General features: G+C 35.4%; 15 protein-coding genes. 8 read left to right on the top strand and 7 right to left on the bottom strand.

Features of this window, described 5'->3' with window-relative positions; genetic code table 11:
• The first annotated feature begins 283 nt into the window (after positions 1-283).
• The 3 genes from PXD56_RS01945 (at position 284) to PXD56_RS01935 (ending at position 4,510) form a co-directional block, all read left to right on the top strand.
• Positions 284-529 (top strand): FeoA family protein, encoded by a 246-nt coding sequence (locus PXD56_RS01945; RefSeq protein ID WP_276491673.1) that lies wholly within the window; start codon positions 284-286, stop codon positions 527-529.
• Positions 526-2,712 carry a ferrous iron transport protein B gene (feoB, locus tag PXD56_RS01940; RefSeq protein WP_276491672.1) on the top strand — a complete coding sequence of 729 codons (2,187 nt, stop codon included), beginning with the start codon at positions 526-528 and terminating at the stop codon, positions 2,710-2,712. Before PXD56_RS01945 ends, feoB begins: the two co-directional genes overlap by 4 nt.
• Positions 2,713-2,968: 256 nt before the next feature.
• Positions 2,969-4,510 (top strand): carboxypeptidase-like regulatory domain-containing protein, encoded by a 1,542-nt coding sequence (locus tag PXD56_RS01935; protein WP_276491671.1) that lies wholly within the window; start codon positions 2,969-2,971, stop codon positions 4,508-4,510.
• Here PXD56_RS01935 and PXD56_RS01930 read toward each other — a convergent pair.
• A complete protein-coding gene (locus PXD56_RS01930) occupies positions 4,507-4,893 on the bottom strand; it encodes a DUF423 domain-containing protein (RefSeq protein ID WP_276491670.1) in 387 nt (128 codons plus the stop codon). The genes PXD56_RS01935 and PXD56_RS01930 overlap by 4 nt on opposite strands.
• A gap of 71 nt (positions 4,894-4,964) precedes the next feature.
• Here PXD56_RS01930 and PXD56_RS01925 point away from each other — a divergent pair, with 71 nt between their 5' ends.
• A complete protein-coding gene (locus tag PXD56_RS01925; protein ID WP_276491669.1) occupies positions 4,965-5,363 on the top strand; it encodes a TonB-dependent receptor plug domain-containing protein in 399 nt (132 codons plus the stop codon).
• 3 nt (positions 5,364-5,366) lie between these two features.
• Here PXD56_RS01925 and PXD56_RS01920 read toward each other — a convergent pair whose 3' ends face one another.
• From PXD56_RS01920 to PXD56_RS01905, 4 genes are all read right to left on the bottom strand, one after another.
• Positions 5,367-5,789, bottom strand: coding sequence for a DUF2141 domain-containing protein (locus PXD56_RS01920; protein WP_276491668.1), 423 nt, complete (start codon positions 5,787-5,789; stop codon positions 5,367-5,369).
• 186 nt (positions 5,790-5,975) lie between these two features.
• Positions 5,976-6,416, bottom strand: a complete 441-nt coding sequence (locus tag PXD56_RS01915) for a PH domain-containing protein (RefSeq protein WP_276491667.1) — start codon at positions 6,414-6,416, stop codon at positions 5,976-5,978.
• A gap of 87 nt (positions 6,417-6,503) precedes the next feature.
• Positions 6,504-7,325: a ZIP family metal transporter gene (locus tag PXD56_RS01910; protein WP_276491666.1), complete on the bottom strand. Its 822-nt coding sequence runs from the start codon at positions 7,323-7,325 to the stop codon at positions 6,504-6,506.
• Between the two features lie 27 nt (positions 7,326-7,352).
• Positions 7,353-8,015: a metal-dependent transcriptional regulator gene (locus PXD56_RS01905; protein ID WP_276491665.1), complete on the bottom strand. Its 663-nt coding sequence runs from the start codon at positions 8,013-8,015 to the stop codon at positions 7,353-7,355.
• Positions 8,016-8,092: 77 nt separating this feature from the next.
• Between PXD56_RS01905 and PXD56_RS01900 the strand changes: the two genes are divergently transcribed.
• Together PXD56_RS01900 and PXD56_RS01895 are read left to right on the top strand one after the other, a co-directional pair.
• Positions 8,093-10,369: a TonB-dependent receptor gene (locus tag PXD56_RS01900; RefSeq protein WP_276491664.1), complete on the top strand. Its 2,277-nt coding sequence runs from the start codon at positions 8,093-8,095 to the stop codon at positions 10,367-10,369.
• Between the two features lie 74 nt (positions 10,370-10,443).
• Complete coding sequence (locus PXD56_RS01895) at positions 10,444-11,586, top strand: lycopene cyclase family protein (RefSeq protein ID WP_276491663.1); 1,143 nt, start codon at positions 10,444-10,446, stop codon at positions 11,584-11,586.
• Here the strand turns inward: PXD56_RS01895 and PXD56_RS01890 are convergent.
• Both PXD56_RS01890 and PXD56_RS01885 read right to left on the bottom strand, forming a co-directional pair.
• On the bottom strand, positions 11,583-12,557 hold the full coding sequence (locus PXD56_RS01890) for a polyprenyl synthetase family protein (protein WP_276491662.1): 975 nt from the start codon (positions 12,555-12,557) through the stop codon (positions 11,583-11,585). The two genes, PXD56_RS01895 and PXD56_RS01890, sit on opposite strands and share 4 nt — an antisense overlap.
• 141 nt (positions 12,558-12,698) lie before the next feature.
• On the bottom strand, positions 12,699-13,715 hold the full coding sequence (locus tag PXD56_RS01885) for a GntR family transcriptional regulator (protein WP_276491661.1): 1,017 nt from the start codon (positions 13,713-13,715) through the stop codon (positions 12,699-12,701).
• A gap of 521 nt (positions 13,716-14,236) precedes the next feature.
• Between PXD56_RS01885 and PXD56_RS01880 the strand changes: the two genes are divergently transcribed.
• Positions 14,237-17,428, top strand: coding sequence for a SusC/RagA family TonB-linked outer membrane protein (locus PXD56_RS01880; protein WP_276491660.1), 3,192 nt, complete (start codon positions 14,237-14,239; stop codon positions 17,426-17,428).
• Between the two features lie 9 nt (positions 17,429-17,437).
• On the top strand, positions 17,438-19,315 hold the full coding sequence (locus PXD56_RS01875) for a RagB/SusD family nutrient uptake outer membrane protein (protein WP_276491659.1): 1,878 nt from the start codon (positions 17,438-17,440) through the stop codon (positions 19,313-19,315).
• Positions 19,316-19,320 lie beyond the last annotated feature (5 nt).

Genomic DNA, 19,320 nt, shown 5'->3' with positions numbered 1-19,320 from the left:
TTTGTGGACCAAAAGTTATTGTTGTTGTTGTTATTTAGTCGTTGAAACCACCTAAGCATAATTTAAAACCACATGAACCTAGTGGTATAAATCTTATATATTAACAAGAGACAACTATTCAACGAATATGTTAAAATAATATTTCATGAATTTAAATTTGTAAAACATGGATAACCTTAATAGCTATTCACCCAATAAACTAGTAGTTAATTATTCTAAAAAGTATAGGGAATAAGTATATTTCCATTACTTTTGCCTTACTTATAATGAATCTAAATAAAAATTGGAAACTACTGTTGCAGATTTAAAGAGAGGTCAAAAGGGAATTATCAAAGAATTCACTGAAGACCTACTGCCAATCAAGCTTTTAGAACTTGGGTGTCTACCCGGAAATGAGGTAGAATTGGTACAAGTAGCACCTTTAAAGGATCCAATTTACATTAATGTCAACGGATCTCATATTGCCATTAGAAGAGAGATGGCCTTACATATAGCACTTGATATTATAGAAGATAATGCTGTAGTATGAGTAAACAAATTAATGTAGCCCTAATAGGCAATCCCAATACCGGTAAAACTTCGGTTTTTAATCAACTAACCGGGTTAAATCAAAAAGTAGGTAACTACCCAGGTATTACGGTCGAGAAAAAAGAAGGAATCTGTAAACTACCCAGAGGTGTAAAAGCTCATATTTTAGACCTACCAGGAACCTACAGTTTAAACACTACCTCATTAGATGAAAGTGTAGCTGTAGAACTTCTTTTAAACAAAAATGATAAAGACCACCCAGATGTTGCCATTGTTGTTTCTGATGTTGAGAACCTAAAGAGAAACCTTTTACTCTTTACCCAAATAAAAGATTTAAAAATCCCTACCATATTGGTGATCAATATGGCGGATCGTATGTCTCGTAAAGGTATTACGATTGATATTGAATTATTAGAAAAGAAATTAAACTCAAAAATTGCATTAGTCAGCACTCGTAAAGAAACAGGTATTGAGCGATTACGCGAATTAATTGCCGACTATAAAAACCTTTCTAAAACGCAAAATGTAGATACATCTGTTATTGCACCAGAATACTTTGCAAGTTTAAAAGAAGCTTTTCCAAAAGAAGATGTTTATAAGCTTTGGCTGGTGATTACCCAAGATGTAAATTTCATGCCTTTAGAGAAGACGCTTATAAAAGACACTTCTTCTTTTACCACAAAATCTAAATCTGAGCTTAAACGTCTTCAACAAAAAGAGACCATTTTACGCTATCAGTTTATCAACGGCATTTTAAAAGAAACCTATAAAGTAGATGCCAATGCCGCAAAAGGTTTTAGAGCCACTTTAGATAAGGTTCTGACACATAAAGTTTTTGGTTACGTAATCTTCTTTTTAATACTGCTTACCATTTTTCAAGCAATATATGGGTGGAGCGAGTACCCAATGGATTTAATTGACGGTTTCTTTGCATCGGCTACAGAATGGGTAAAAGACACCTTACCGCCAGGCGTTTTCACCAACTTAATAGCAGAGGGTATTTTAGCCGGTATTGGTGGTATCGTCATATTCATACCTCAAATAGCATTTTTGTTCTTGTTTATAGCCTTACTTGAAGAAACAGGCTATATGAGCAGGGTAGTCTTTTTAATGGACAGAATTATGCGTCCGTTTGGGTTGAGCGGTAAAAGTGTGGTTCCGTTAATTTCAGGTACCGCTTGTGCAATACCAGCCGTTATGGCAACCAGAACTATTGAAAACTGGAAAGAAAGATTAATTACCATTTTGGTAACGCCTTTTACTACTTGTTCTGCAAGGCTACCTGTGTATTTGATAATTATAGCATTAGTAATACCGGAAGGTAGTTTCCTGGGGCTTAGTTATAAAGCCCTGACTTTAATGTCATTATACTTAATGGGGTTTGGTGCTGCTATTTTATCTGCAGTTATTTTAAACAAGATTTTAAAAATCAAGAGCAAATCTTTCTTTGTGGTAGAAATGCCTAATTACAAATTACCATTACTAAAAAATGTAGGGTACACTGTACTAGAAAAAACAAAGAGCTTTGTATTTGGAGCTGGTAAAATAATTTTGGCCATATCAATTATACTATGGTTTTTAGGTTCTAACGGATTCTCTGACGAATTTAAAAATGCAGAAACCATTGTAACAAATAGAGTACAGGAAAATGGTTTTAGTGCAAGTAGCGAAATATATTTTGAGACGCATCAAAATGGCACAACTGCTGACGAAGGGTCTGGCGCATTAGCGCGCAAAGAACTAGAAGATCGTGCCTTGGCACAAGAGATAGCCGGTTACAAACTAGAACACTCCTACATGGGCTATATGGGCAAAGCTATTGAACCCATTGTAAGGCCTTTAGGCTATGACTGGAAAATTGGTATTGCCGTACTTACATCATTTGCCGCAAGAGAAGTTTTTGTAGGTACACTGGCTACTATTTATAGCGTAGGTAATGATGAGGAAGAGACTATTAAGAATAGAATGGCGGCTGAAGTAAATACAAGAACGAACAAACCACTTTTCAATTTGGCATCTGGTGTTTCATTACTTTTATTCTATGCATTTGCTATGCAATGTATGAGCACATTGGCCGTAGTAAAAAAGGAAACCAATTCTTGGAAATGGCCAGCTGGTCAACTAGTATTTATGAGCCTTTTTGCGTATATTGTAGCTTTAATAGCTTATCAATTATTAAAATAAATATGGACATTCTACAACACATATTAGTTTATATTACCGTTGCTATTTCTGCATTATATTTGGTGAATAAATTTTTACTTCCTAAATCTATCTGGGCTGGCAAAAAGAGTAATTCAAAAGGCTGTGGCCAAGGAGATTGTGGCTGTCACTAAATCTTAGTTCTGTTAATTTTTTTCTAAAACGTTCATAACAATTTCTAAAATTGTAACGATACTTACTCTTGTTCGTCTAGATTGCGTAGGAATAATCTAACACTATGAACACTAGACCAATTTTATTACCCATTTTTACTTTTTTATTATTCAACCTATTTCACACCAACGCACAAAGCTTAAGTGCTACGGTAATAGATAGTGTAAGTCAACAACCCATACCTTTTGCCTCTGTTCAATTAAAAGAGAACTGGGCAATAACCAACGAAGAAGGTAATTTCAACTTAATATTCGACGAAGCTATTACTGAATCTGACTCCCTCACCGTATCCTCAATGGGGTATGAAACATTGACCAGACCAATAGCTGAATTTACATCCACTAAAATTTCCCTAGTCCCAAAAGCAATAGAATTGAGAGAAGTTATCGTCTCAAACAAGAATTACACAGCTGACGAGATAATGGATTTTGTGGAAGAAAATCTAGAAAAAAATTACGCTAATAATTTATCCAAAAAAAGGCTTTTTCATAGAACAACTAACACGGATAGGTGGACCAAAAGTGACTTTAAGGTCAAAAAATCTTCCATAGATGTATTGAACCAACAATTCATTGATAGTGTTATAAATACCGTTCCAAAAAGCGACACCTATTATTCTGAAATAGTAGGAGATCTATATGGCGACCCAAGTAAAGAATTATTAAAATTAGACCTTCTTAAAGCTTCCAAGTTATTTGACAAAAGCAACGAACTAGATGCCGAAAAATTAGAAGAAAAATTTAATGAAATATTGAGAAACAATGTTAAACCGGGTTCCTATTTCAAGATTAAATCTGGTTTATTTGGCACTAAAATAGATGCTGACGAAGTAAGCGAACTTTTAGAGACTGAAGTTGATTCTTCTGAGGTGGCAGCTGCAAACGAAGAATTAGAAAAGAGAAAAAAAGACAAAGAAGAACGGCAGAAAAATTATGCTAAATGGAAAAAGAATCAGCTCAATGATATTTTCCTTAGTCTACCTACAGAAGAAGATAGCAAACTAAATTTCATCCTTAAAACCAGAAAATACGATTATACACTTCAAGAATTTACATATTTAGGTGATGATGCGGTTTACGTAATCTCATTTCAACCAAGTGGATCTTCAGATTATGAAGGAACACTTTATGTAAACGCTGAAGATTTTGCGGTAGTTCAAATAGATTACACTAATGTTAAACCAACTAAAAAATTTAATTTACTGGGCATTTCTACAAACTATTATTTATCTAAAGGAAAAATAATATATAACAAAAATAAAGACAACCATTATAGCTTACGTTATTTAGAGTCTGAAAGCGGTATGAGAGTTGGCGTTAAAAGGCCGCTCAAAATAATTGAAAAGAATAAAATTGTAAAAGGAAAAAATAAGCAGAACGAGCTCTCTGGCGATATGGACTTTGTGATAATAGGAACAGAAAAAAATGAACTTATAGTATTTGACTCTAACAACATTGATCAATCTAGCTATGATGGCTTTACAGAAAATAATACTGTATCACCAACTTATATGCCTAAATACGACCCAACTTTCTGGGAGGGTTATGCCATAATAGAACCTAATACTGCTATTAAAGAATTTAGGGCTGCGTCTATTATAGATTAAACTAGATTTTTAATAAAATTATAGAACAATAACCCCCAACCTAATACTAAAAAGAGTCCGCCAAGTGGGGTTATTGGACCTAATAATTTTATTTTGTTTCCTTTGGATGCAGAAATACACAAACCGTAGATACTAAAAGAAAAAAGAATTGTCCCTATAATTAAGCAGTAGATAATTGCTTTTTCTAGTCCCGTTTCTAAGTTTAAATTAAAGCTTAACATCAGTATCAATAGCGCATGATACATTTGGTATTTTACTCCAGTTTCAAAACTATTTAATTGATCTGCAGTAAATGTTTTCTTAAGCAAATGTGCTCCAAAAGCACCAAATACAACTGCTAGCAAACCTAATAAAGCACCTGTCAATTGCGCTACTAAAACCATATCTTTTTATTTCAAAGATACTGTCATCTCCTATTATTTCATAAATTACAGAAAGTATAATCTTATAAACTATGAAATCGCATCTCTTAATCTATAGTATAATATTCATTTTAATGAGCAGTTGTGGACCTGTAAAAAATACGAGCGGTAATACATCTTCTTTAGATAACGAGTTAAGGGAAAAGAATAGAGCGAATGTTTCTCTATTACAACGTATTCGACAGAAGCCTGGCGTAGTGCTTCAAAACAACGTTCCTATTTTAAACAAGACCGCAAACTCGTTTGATTCAAGCGGAAATCAGGAGCCTTTATACGTTTTAAACAATCAGGTTATAGGAAATTCGTTTCTTTCAGTTAACGAGCTTATAGACAGTTATAACGTAAAGAAAATTATAATTCTATCTGGTGCAGATGCTGCAGGTTATGGCACACAAGGCTCTAATGGTGTTATTAAGATAACTAGTTATTAAACATTAGTTCAACCTAATATTCATCTCCATATGTGAATTTACGGTAAATGCACATTCCTTATATTTTGGCGGACCAAACATTTTCATTTTTCCTTTAGAAAAAGCAATTTGTTCTTTTGGGATGCCAAGCATATTGGTATCTAAGTTTTTATTGCCGTTGGCATCATGAAAAATAGCAATAGCATACTCCCCTTCAGGAAGGTCTTTAATATCAAAAGCCGTCTTGCCTTTTACAGCCTTTTCAAAACCTGATTTATAGACCTCATCAAACTTTAAAAAAGAACCTTCATTATTATAAACGGCAAAACAGATATTTCCCTTTTCAGAAGTGACGCCGTCAATATTTATACTCACATTATGTTGTGCAAAAAGACCTGTAGATAATAAACCTATTACTAATAGTGCTAAAAGATTCTTTTTAATCATGGGTGCTATCTAAATTTACACAACTTCTTGGCAAGCCACAGAAGCATTAAATTAAAAACTTTATTTAGATTTAGACGCAAGCGTCTAAATATTTATAATCTAGATTATCGAGTCAAAAATAGTTTCAATTGTTATGCCAAAACTAATGTAATCTTTAAGCTTTTTTTAAATCATTATAAATCGATCTTAATTAGGCTCGCTTAAAGCTCCTGTTCTTGAGCTAAGTTTCTGAAACAATTGAACAGTTTCAACGCTATCTTTTAAGTTAAAGTATACATAGCTAGAATCTTTATAGACCAACTTTAGTTTATTCTGATTGATATTATCGACAAATACATATACTTTTTTATCGGTCAAAGAATCTTTAAACTCTCTAAATACACCTTTTTCCTTCTCTAAGGCAGAAAAACCATGCAAACGCTGCATTGGTGGTATTCTCTCCACAAACGCAACACTGTCCAATTCACTTAAAGGAATTTCAACATTGTAAAACCCGGAGCGTAGACCAAGACTATTATCATCATTAGATACCCAGTTCTTAACATGAAGTATTAAAACGGCCGCACAACAAATAACCGTCACGATCAAAGTAATTGTCCAAATCCAATTTTTCTTAGAAGATTGCATAAAAAATTAAAGTATCAAGTTAACAATACTATTGCCTTAAACGCTAAAACCGGTATTAAATTATTTTAGTATTGAAACACTTTAGTCTTAACCTAGACCAACATCTAATGTCATCATGATAATAAAGCCGCCAATGAAGCCCATTGTAGCAATATCAGTGTATTTATCTTGCTGCGTTTCTGGTATTACCTCTTCAACCACAACAAAAATCATTGCGCCCGCTGCAAATGAAAGTGCATAAGGTAAAATAGGCTGAAAAGTCATTACAGCCCAAGCTCCTAATACAGCGGCTACAGGTTCTACAAGCGCAGATGCCTGACCGAACATAAAACTCTTTGTTCTGCTTAAACCATGTCTACGCAAAGGCATAGCAACGGCAAAACCTTCAGGAAAATTCTGTAAACCTATACCCAAAGCCAATGCAACGGCACCGCCAATTGAAGCCCCGTCAAAACCAGCCGCTACACCACCAAAGAGAACACCTACCGCTAAACCTTCAGGTATGTTATGTAGGGTAATTGCCAAGGTCAACAAGGTAGTTCTACGCCAAGGAGTTTTTACACCTTCCGCTTCGCTTTCCTTAAAATTAATATGCAGGTGTGGTAATACCTTATCTAACCCAAATATGAACATAGCACCTAGAAAAAAGCCAATTGCTGCCGGTATAACCTTTACAAAACCTTCACCGGGACTCATTTCAATACCAGGTGCCAGTAAGCTCCAAAAACTTGCCGCAACCATTACACCACCAGTAAAACCTAACATACCATCTAAAACGGCACGGTTCATCGTTTTAAACAGAAATACCAAAGCAGCACCCGCAGCTGTTAGTCCCCATGTAAACAATGTTGCATAAAATGCAGCTAATACCGGGTCTATCGATTCAAAATACACTATAATTTCATTCATAATCTTATTAATTCAATGGTTTAAAACCTATTCTTCATCTACAATCTCTAAAAATAAATTTGTTGCTATTTGTTTAGAAATGCGAATGGAGCCTGACCTTGTTGAAATAGTTACAGAGCCGTCAAACTCTTCAATTTCCAAAACCTTAAAAGTATCGCCCAGTGCGATTTTATTCTTGTCTAAAAATTTTAAAAACGCTGCCGAAGAATCGTTCACACCTACACACACCCCTTGACTACCAACTGGTAATTCGCTTATTAATTTTTTGACAGATTTGGTGAACACTCCGTCTTTATTCGGTATTGGATCACCATGAGGATCAACTTTTGGGTAACCTAAATGGGCATCTAGCTTATCTATTAAAGCATCGCTCTTTATATGCTCTAATTGTTCTGCCACTACGTGCACCTCATCCCAAGAAAAATTTAGCTTATCCACTAAAAACACTTCCCATAAACGGTGTTTTCTAATAATAGAAAGTGCTACCAGCCTTCCTTTCTCTGAAAGTAAAACGCCTTGGTACTTTTTATAGTTCACTAAAGATTTTTCAGATAATTTCTTAACCATATCAGTAACTGATGATGGTTTCGTATTCATCTGCTCAGCAATAGCATTTGTAGCAACAGATTTACTGTTGAAGTCGCTCAAGTGATAAATAGTTTTTATGTAATCTTCCTCTGATAATGTCATTTCAAAACAATAATAACACAAAAATACATTTTTATACGTAAAAACAATTTTTTAGTTTTGTCTAAAATTAATTTTAGATGATTAGAATATTATTTTTTGCTTGTTCTATTTTTTCTTTCGGGATAATAAGCGCGCAGAATTCTACCATATCTGGAACAATATCTTCAAATGGGGTTCCAGAAGTTTATGTAAATATTTATTTGAAGGGCACCCAAATTGGTACTGCCTCAGATGAGAACGGAAATTATTCTTTAAAGAATGTCCCATCGGGAAGACACACCCTTATTGCCTCTAACATAGGTTTTGAGAAATTTTACAAAACATTTACGATATCTGCAGGTGAGGATAAAAATTTGAACATTAGCCTATCACCCTCTACAGAATCTTTAGATGAAATGGTCGTTACCGGAACTTTAAAACCGGTAAGTAGGTTAGAGAGTCCGGTGCCGGTAGAAGTTTACAAACCCACTTTCTTCAAAAAAAACCCAACGGCAAGTATTTTTGAGGCTTTACAAAACGTAAACGGAGTAAGACCCCAAATCAACTGTAACGTTTGTAATACGGGTGATATTCATATTAATGGATTAGAAGGTCCGTATACATTGGTATTGATTGATGGTATGCCCATTGTAAGCGGTTTGGGAACCGTGTACGGCCTATCTGGAATACCCAACTCTCTTATTGAACAAATTGAAGTAGTTAAGGGTCCTGCTTCTACCCTATATGGCAGTGAAGCTGTTGGCGGACTCATAAATATCATCACCAAAAACAATTTAACAGCACCTAAGTTTTTTGCAGATAGTTTTGTAACAGATTGGGGAGAATTTAATCTGGATGTAGGAACAAAATTCAATGTAGGAAAAAAAGCCAATGTGCTTTTAGGAGCCAATTATTTCAAGTACGACAACCCTATTGATAATAATGGAGATAATTTTACAGACCTAACGCTACAAGACCGGATTTCGGTTTTTCAAAAATGGAACTTCACAAGAAAAAACTCACGCATCTTTTCTTTGGCAGGGCGCTTTTTCTACGAAGACAGATGGGGAGGAGAAATGCAATGGACACCAGAATTTAGAGGTGGAGATGAAATATATGGCGAAAGTATATACACCCGCAGATGGGAAGTGTTAGGAAAGTACCAATTACCGGTAAAAGAACAGATGATGCTGTCTTTTTCATATAATGACCACAAACAAAATTCGGTTTATGGCGATGTACCTTACCTAGCAGATCAGCGCATAGGTTTCACTCAATTAACATGGGACAAAACTGTTGGAAAACATAGCCTTTTAGCAGGTTCTGCCTTACGCTACAATTATTATGATGACAGCACTCCCGCTACATTAAGTACAGAGGGAAATGAACCAGATGAAGTTTTAATACCTAGTTTATTTGTTCAAGATGAAATAGCTTTCAATAAAAAACATTCATTACTTCTAGGGGGTAGATATGACTATGACAGCCGCCATGGAAACATATTTACACCCAGAGCGGCATACAGGTTCAAGTTTACCGATAATGATATTATTCGCCTAAATGCCGGTACAGGTTTTAGGGTAGTAAATCTATTTACAGAAGATCACGCCGCATTAACCGGATCAAGAGATGTTATTATTGCAGAAGAACTGAAACCAGAACGTTCGTTTAATGTCAACCTAAATTATTTGAAGAAAATTTACGGTGACAATGGTACTTTCGTTGGTTTGGATGCCTCTATTTTTTACACCAATTTCCAAAATGTAATTATTCCTGATTATGACACCAATCCTAATCAGATTATATATGATAATTTAAATGGAACTTCGATTTCAAAAGGAATAAGCGCGAACCTAGATATAGCTTTCTACAATGGTTTAAAACTGATGATAGGCGGTACCCTACAAGATGTCAGCAATACAAAAGACGGCGTAAAAGAAAGACAGATACTTACAGAAAGTTATTCAGCAAACTGGAGCGTTAGCTACGATATCCGTACCTGGGACCTAACTATTGATTATACCGGAAACTTATATGGACCTATGCGACTACCTACCTTAGGCGAAAGTGATCCAAGAAGCGATTTTTCGCCCGCGTGGAGTATTCAAAATATACAATTATCTTATGATGGAATAGAAAATATTGAATTCTACGGTGGTGTAAAAAATCTATTGGATTGGACCCCAAATAACGGTAACCCCTTTATTATTGCCCGAGCAAACGATCCTTTTGATAAAGAAGTTACCTTTGATGCCAATGGTAATGCCGTTGCTACACCAAACAACCCAAATGCGTTGACGTTTGATCCATCTTACGTTTATGGTCCTAACCAAGGTATACGATCATTTTTTGGAGTACGTTACACGTTGAATTAAACACAAAAGACAATTGCTATTTCGTATTTTTGAGCATCTCAGTAGTATTAGATTCTGAGTGATATTTAAATACTATGAACGAATACGATTATATCATTATTGGCGCAGGTGCATCTGGTTTATTACTTGCAGATGCCATGTTGAACGATTCGTTTTTTGATCAAAAAAAAATACTGTTGCTTGACAAAAATGCAAAAGACACCAATGATAGAACATGGTGTTTTTGGGAAGAAGGCAATGGTCAGTTCGAAACTATCATCCATAAAAAATGGAATTCTATTCACTTTCAAGGTGAGGATGTGCTGAAAAGAACAGATATAAGTCCGTATTCATATAAAATGATCAGAAGTATTGATTTCTACAATCATTATTTAGGTAGGGTTAAAGCATCGGCTAACATCACTTTTGTTCAAGACACTTTAATAGATTTAAAAGAATCTGAAACTGTAGTTACGGTACAGACCACCAACAATACTTATTCTGGCAAGTACGTATTCAACAGCCTTTTTGACTATAAAATGGCAACTGGGCAAAATAAATATCCGGTGTTGCAACAGCATTTTGTGGGTTGGGTAATTAAAACCGACAAACCTATTTTTAATAGTAATGAAGTCACATACATGGACTTTTCAATTCCCCAAGAAGGGAGTACACGTTTTATGTACGTATTACCCTATTCTAATGACACAGCATTGATAGAATATACCTTGTTTTCTGAAAAATTATTAAAAAGAGCAGAATATGACGAGGCCATAAAGAATTATATAGCAAAGCGATTTAATTGCGATACCTATGAAATAATTGAAAAAGAAGCTGGTAGCATACCAATGACAGCTTATGACTTTAGGGAGCACCACACCAATAGAATTAGATATATTGGTACTGCAGGCGGATGGGCAAAACCTAGCACAGGCTATACCTTAATGAGTACTGCTAAAAAAATACCTCAATTGCTTGAGCTTATAAAACAAGGAAAACCGCTTAAAAAGTTAAAACTAAAAGGCAAATTTTGGTTTTATGATATGCTTTTTTTAGATGTTCTACATCATGACAATGAGAATGGACACAGTATATTTGAATCTATCTTTAAATCATTAAAACCACAAATGGTATTTAAATTCTTAGATGAGAACACAAGCTTAAAAGAAGATATTATTTACATCAATTCTTGTCCAAAAATACCATTTATAAAAGCATTGTTTAGAAGGTTATTTTAAACAGTTCTATTCATTAGATTTTCACCAAACTCTCTAAGTAACGTTTTATTTTCCTCTTCAACATCCATTTCATCTAGCACTTCAAAAGCTTTTGCCGTATAATCAGAAATAGCAATTTTAGTAGCTTTATCCGCTTCAGTTTTTTCAAAAATTGAACGAACGGCTTTTACCTTTGCGTCTGCCTCTTTAGGCTGAATAGAATATAAATGCTCTAGTTCTTTCGTCATCACTTCAGAACCTGAATTAAGTGCTTTTAGATATAGATATGTTTTCTTGTTCTCAATAATATCGCCACCAACTTGCTTACCAAAAGTTTCTGGATCACCGAACACATCTAAATAATCATCTTGCAATTGAAAGGCTATTCCTAAATTTAGTCCAAAATTATACATTTGTTCTTGTGCAGCTTCAGGTGCACCGGCAACAATAGCTCCCATTTTTAAAGCGGCAGCCACAAGAACGGCAGTTTTGTATTCAATCATTTTAAGATACTCCGGCAACATAACATCATCACGGGTTTCAAAATCAACATCATATTGTTGACCTTCACAAACCTCTAAGGCCGTTTTACTAAAAAGCTTTGCCAAATCACGAAATACATTAGGCTCATAGTTTTCAAACAGCTGATAAGCCATGATCAGCATAGCATCACCAGAAAGAATACCGGTATTTACATCCCATTTTTCATGAACGGTAGTTTGCCCTCTACGTACGGGAGCATCATCCATAATATCATCATGCACCAGAGAAAAATTATGAAAAACTTCTATTGCCAAGGCGGCATCTAATGCATTTTTAAAATCTGATTTAAATATCTCTGCAGTCATTAAAACCAAAACAGGTCTTAAGCGCTTTCCACCTAAACCAAGAATATAGGTAATGGGCTCATAAAGGTTTCTAGGTTCCTTTGTAATTTTCTTAGAGTCTAAATACGCAATAAACTCATCTCTATATTCTTCAATAGTGTGCATTACTAGCATTTTTTTTCAAAAATAGAATAAATATGGCTGAAACAAGGTGCTTTTATCCTTAGAAGAAGTAAAACTCTAAATCAATAGTTTAGCAGGAAAAAACAGTATAAGCATCTAAACCTAAAAATGAATAGAATGATATTACAAAGAAGACCTTTTAATTAACCTAGATGGTACGATGACCTGAGTAGTACTTTCATTTTTAATATGCCTTGCCGCTAGCTTTGCCATTTCATTAAAATCTGTAGAAATGGTAGTAATACCCCCAAAAACAATTTCTTTTGAAACATTGTCATTTTGAGAAAGAATACCAATATCTTCTCCAATTTCCAATTCTTTATGTACCGCATCTCTTAAAATATGCCATAAAATTGTATCGCCTAGCGCAAAATAAAGATTGCCCTTAACAGCAGAACCTATCTCATAGCTATTCTTTACTATCCCGTTAACGGAATGCTCTTTCAAGAATCTTTCAAAAGTATTTTTAATACTGATAGGCGAAAAATCACTCTCCTCATTAAAATACAGTATAATTTTAGCATATTTTCTAATTTCAGGAAGGAGCTGAACCAATGAGGAATAGATGACATTTTCGAATTCCTGGGAAATAAAAGAAAATGACTTTCCTAAATTCAAGTATCGATCGACTATCAATAGTTTTTTAGGCTCAATATTTTGCAGCAACTGCACTACTTTCTTATGTTGAATAGGTGCAATTACATACATACCATACTTTCCATTTATATTGGTAAGAATAGTTTCAAAAACGGTAAGATTATTATGGTGAAAAAAAACATCGATTTGAAATCGCTTACCCATTTCTTTTCTGAATGTTTTATAAAATTCCTCTTGGTAACTCTGAAAAGCAAACAATAGCAACGCCATTCTTTTAGTGATATTCGTAGCCTGACTTATTACAAAATACCCCTTTAATTGCCTTGACTCAATTAAGCCCCTATTCTTTAATTCTTCATACGCTTTGAAAATTGTTTTTCTAGCATACCCAATCTCCTCTACCATAATGTTTATTGACGGTAGCTGATCCCCAACGACTAATTCACCTTCTTCGATAGATTCAATGACACCTTGAACCAATTGCTCATGTTTTGTAAGATTATTGTGGTGTGTTAGGTTTAAAATTTTACTGATAACCGGCATAAATTATAATCAAAATTGCAGCTGTCAATATACAATTTAATAAAAGACATCAAACTTTTGACTAAAAATTTAAGACGCTACAACATAACAATAATGCAAAAGAAGACACCTAAGAATGGACACGAACAGAAAAATATTATTTGACAAATACAAACCTGAAAATTAAACAAAAACGTAAACCCTAAAATTTTGAGAATCTCTAGGATGCATAACAAAAACAGGCTTTTTCAGCAATTAAGCAATTAGCACCAAAATCAACAATAGATAGTAAATTGACAATTATTAATGTTCTAAATAACAATTTGAAAAAATATCATATCAAAATTTATTAAATTAACATTTATTTATATATTTGTTTGCAGTAGCATAGTGTATCATAGTCTCTTTATCTCAAAAGCTTCTCAAAGAGATTGTAATATGTATGTCAACTTAAATAACTAACAACTGTAAGAACTAACTTTATGAATTATCAAAAAAACTTTCCTAAGTTTTCCATGATTCGAAATCATGCGAGCTTAACGATGATTTTATTTTTCAGTGGATTTCTCTTTCTGAGTCTCCACGCACAGACAACCGTTTCTGGAACTGTTATATCAGCTTCAGATAACATGCCGCTACCGGGTGTATCGGTCATTGATGCAAATAACCCAACAACAGGGGTACAAGCAGATTTTGACGGTAATTTTACCATTACCGTAGATGATGGTAGTACCAGTTTACGATTTAGCTACATTGGTTTTAAAGCCGCCGTAGTGCCTGTAAACAATCAAAGTACTATTAATATTTCTTTAGAAGAAGACGTTGCCAATCTTGACGAAGTTGTAGTCGTTGGTTACGGAACTCAGAAAAAAGCAACCGTAACCGGTGCGGTTACCGCAGTACAAGGTCCTGTGCTTGAGAGTTCACCTGCTATCAGTGTATCTAACTCCCTTGCTGGTAGACTACCTGGGGTTGTAATTGTACAGACCAGTGGTGAACCGGGTAATGACGAATCCAATATCAGTATACGTGGTACAAACACTTTGGGTAACAATCAACCTTTGATTGTTATTGACGGTATACCAGATAGAGATGGTGGTATAGGTCGTATTAATGCAGATGATATCGCCAATATCTCTGTACTAAAAGATGCCTCTGCAGCAATTTATGGAGCTAGAGCTGCAAACGGTGCAATTATCGTTACTACAAAAAGTGGTAAGGCCGGTAAAATGCAAATAAATTATAAGGCAGATTTTGGTATTACGAGACCTACAAGAACACCAGAAATGGCTAGTGCTGTAGAATACCAAACAATAATGAACGAATTAGCTATTTACAATAGTAATATACCATCTGCTCAATGGGGAGCTGCAAATACAGCTTTTCAGACATCAGGTAGTTATACAATTCCTGGCAGTAGCCCTGCAGAAACGGTAAATGCTGCATTTAGCCCAGAGACCATCAACAACCATAGAACTAATGCAGATCCATGGTTATATCCTAACACAGATTGGTTCGATGCAACTTTTCAAGATTGGGCAGAACAACAAAGACACAATCTATCCATTAGTGGCGGTAGTGAAGATTTAAAATATTATGCATCTATTGGTTACGCAGATCAAGGTGCTATTTACAAAAATTCAGCTAACAGGTACCAACAGTATAATTTCAGAATCAATACCGATGCTAGAATTAACGATTATCTGTCTACTAAGCTAAGCATGGGATACAGAAAAGAAGATAGAACTTTCCCTACTGAAGGTGCAGGTGCTATTTTTAGAATGTTAATGAGAGGTAGACCTAACGAACCTGCGATATGGCCTAACGGTTTACCAGGTCCTGATATTGAAAACGGTCAACAGCCTGTGGTTGTTACCACCAATGCAACAGGTTATGACAAACAACCAACAGACTACTTACAATTTACAGGGTCTGTAGACATTACAAACCCTTGGGTAGAAGGTTTAAAAATGACCTTATTAGCCGGTGTAGACCAAAGCCAATTACGTAGAAAACTATGGCAAACACCTTGGACACTTTATTCGCTTGACCGTGCTAACTATATAGCTACAGGTGTACCAGAATTAAGTGGTTCTATTCGTTCAAACTTTACGGATGCCAGGTTATTACAATCATCTAACAACGTAATCAATACCAACCTTACCGGTTTATTGAGCTATGACAAGACAATTGGTGATGATCATACTATAAACTTATTGGCAGGTGTAACACGTGAAAATTTTCAAGGAGAATTTTTCTCTGCCTTTAGAAGAAACTATCTGTCTACAGCAGTTGATCAACTAGGTGTTGGTGGTGAGATAGCGCAAGAAACCGATGGTTATGGCTACAATAGAACACGTTTAGGTTATTATGGCCGTGCTCAATATAACTACAAAGAGAAATATTTAGCTGAGTTTATCTGGAGGTATGACGGTTCTTATATTTTCCCAGGTAACGATCGTTTCGGATTCTTCCCTGGTTTATTACTAGGTTGGAACATTAATAATGAAGATTGGTTCAATGTTGATTCTATAAGCTATTTAAAGCTTAGAGGTTCTTATGGTGAAATGGGTAATGACCAAGTTTCTTTTGACACCAATGGTGATGGTGAAATTACTGATGATGAATTACAAGAGTATGCATACCAATCAATTTATGAATTTGGTCAATATCCTATAAACGGTCAAGTACAGACTACTTTATTCGAAAACCTATTGGCTAACCCTAGTTTTACTTGGGAACGTGCTAAGAACTATAACATTGGTTTAGATGGTATTGTGCTTGATGGTAAACTAAGTTTTACTTTAGAATACTTCTTGAACAAACGTGATCAAATTCTTATACAAAAAACAGGTTCAACACCAGGCTCATCAGGTATTTCTACACTATTACCTCCTGTAAATGCCGGTAAGGTAAATAATGAAGGGTTTGAATTTGCACTAAACTATTTTGGCGGTAATGTTGACGGCTTTAAATGGGATGTTGGTGTAAACGGTGGTTATGCACAAAACAGCGTAGAATTTTTAGATGAAATTCCGGGAGCTCCAGACTACCAATTACAAGAAGGGAAACCAATTGGATCATATTTAGTTTATGAGTCTGACGGAGTTTTTATTGACCAAGCTGCCATAGACTCTAATCCTTTAGATTATAGTGCAGTAAAGCCAACTTTAGAACCTGGTGATATGAAATTCAAAGATATCAATGGTGATGGCATCATTAATGATTTGGACCAAGTAAGATTAAAAAATAGTATCAATCCTAATTTTAACTTTGGTGTCATTTTCAATGCATCTTACAAAAACTTTGATCTTTCTGTATTACTACAAGGTGCAACTGGTGCTAAACTATTTATACAGACAGAATCTGGGGATATTGGTAACTTCTTAAAATACAGTTACGATAATAGATGGAGTCCAGATAACCCAAGTAGCGTTCACCCAAGACTTGCAAGTCGTGGAGACACCTATTATACTGGTGGTGATTATGGAAACAATACTTACAATCTTTTTAGCAAAGATTACCTAAGGCTTAAAAATGTTCAATTGGCATATAACTTCCCTTCAGAAATGATTGAGCAATTTGGCTTATCTAAATTTAAAGTATATATGAGTGGTCTAAACTTGGCTACATGGGCGGCTCAAGATATATATGATCCTGAATCGACTAGTAATGACGGACAGTTCTATCCACAACAGTCCATTATTAACACAGGCTTTAGTTTAACATTTTAAAAAAAAATCATGAAAAAAGGAAAATTAGTACTCTTAGGTATGCTGGCGCTGGCGCTAGTACCTATTTCGTGTAATGAAGACTTCTTAGAAACGCAACCATTAGATTCCATTTCAGCAGATGCTACATGGGCAGATGGTGCATTAGCACAAGCTTTTGTATTTAACGTATATGGATCCCTCGGCTATGGAGGGTTTGAAGAGGAAGGCTTAGCTTCATTAACTGACGAAGCAATGTTTACACACTCCGGTAGAGGAGTAAATGTGATTACAGAAGGTTCACTTTCACCGTCAGGTACGGGAAATGTGAATATCATTCCACAATGGAACGAGTTATATTCAGCAATACGTAAGGCGAATATTGCTATACAAGAATTACCTAACTCAACATTTGATGACCAAACTTTAAAAGATAGGTTACTAGGTGAGGCTCTTTTCTTAAGAGCATATTTCTATCATCAATTAATGCGTTACTATGGTGGCGCTCCATTAATTGATGCACCATATGGTTTAGATGACGATTACAGTATAGCAAGAGGTACGTACGCCGAAAACGTAACTTTTGTTACTGACGATCTGGATAAAGCTATTTCATTGCTAGACAGTAAGGAAGTTACTCCAGGTAGAGCATCTATGCTAAGTGCAATGGGATTAAAATCTAGAGTTTTAACATATGCCGCAAGTGATTTACGCGATGGACCTACTGCCAGCGCAAATTCATCTGTATTAAGTGGATATTCTAATTTAGAACTAGTTGCATATACCTCTGGGGACAGAGATGCAAGATGGAGCGCTGCCAGGACCGCTGCAAAAGCTGTATTAGATGCAACATCTGGTTACAAGTTAGATTTAACAGAGCCTGCTTCTGCAGAAGATGCTAAACAAAACTATATCTCCATTGCTATGGGAGGTGGAAGTGCTGTTGGCGATGCCGCTGCTAGATCAGAACTTATATTTGAAAGAACACACTCACCTCTATTCACTCAGGAGAGCAACTGGCCTTTAGGTGGTATTCACCAAGGAATCAATAATGGTCCAAACGGCTACCATAACTGGGCAGGTAATACACCTATTCAACAATTGGTAGATGATTATCAAATGATGGACGGTTCTGATTTTGATTGGAGCAATCCTGAACATGCAGCTGCACCTTATGAAAACAGAGACCCTAGGTTGGCTGCGACTATTCTTTACGACGGTGCTGCCTGGAAACCAAGACCAGATGACGTAGCCGCTATTGATCCTTATGATGAAATTCAAACAGGAACGTATGCAGATGGTAGTGGTGGTATTATTGCAGGTGTAGACATGAGAGATTCGCCAATTGAAAACTGGAACGGTAGTAGAACAGGATATTACGTACGTAAATTCATTGATTCTGACCCATCTTTGGTGGACAATCAATCTAGTGCTCAGGTAGTGCCTTGGCCATTTATTAGGTATACAGAAATTGTACTGAATTATGTAGAAGCTTCTATCGCATTAGGTGATGAAGGCGAAGCTAGAAACTGGTTGAACAAAATTCGTTTTAGAGCGGGTATGCCTGCACTTGATTCTTCTGGAACCGAACTTTTAGAAGATTACATCAACGAAAGAAGAGTTGAATTAGCTTATGAAGAACATAGATACCATGATGCCAGAAGATGGATGATAGCAGACCAAACACTAGGTAGAGGTATTAAAGTAATGAAAGTTAGTGCAACGTTAAAAGCGGGTGCTACTCCAAGATCTCCATATCAATATGACCCAACAGTGTATGACTACACATATACAGTTGTTGATAATAACGATAATGAAACCAGAACTTGGGATGACAAAATGTATTTCATGCCTATTAGTAGAGATGAAATCAATAGAAATAGCCTACTGATTCAGAATCCAGGTTATTAGTTTAG

The sequence above is a fragment of the Maribacter zhoushanensis genome (genome assembly GCF_029350975.1).
In the GTDB taxonomy this organism is placed as follows: domain Bacteria; phylum Bacteroidota; class Bacteroidia; order Flavobacteriales; family Flavobacteriaceae; genus Maribacter; species Maribacter zhoushanensis.
Note: the sequence above shows the minus strand (reverse complement) of the source record. Positions and strands in the feature narration are given on the sequence as shown.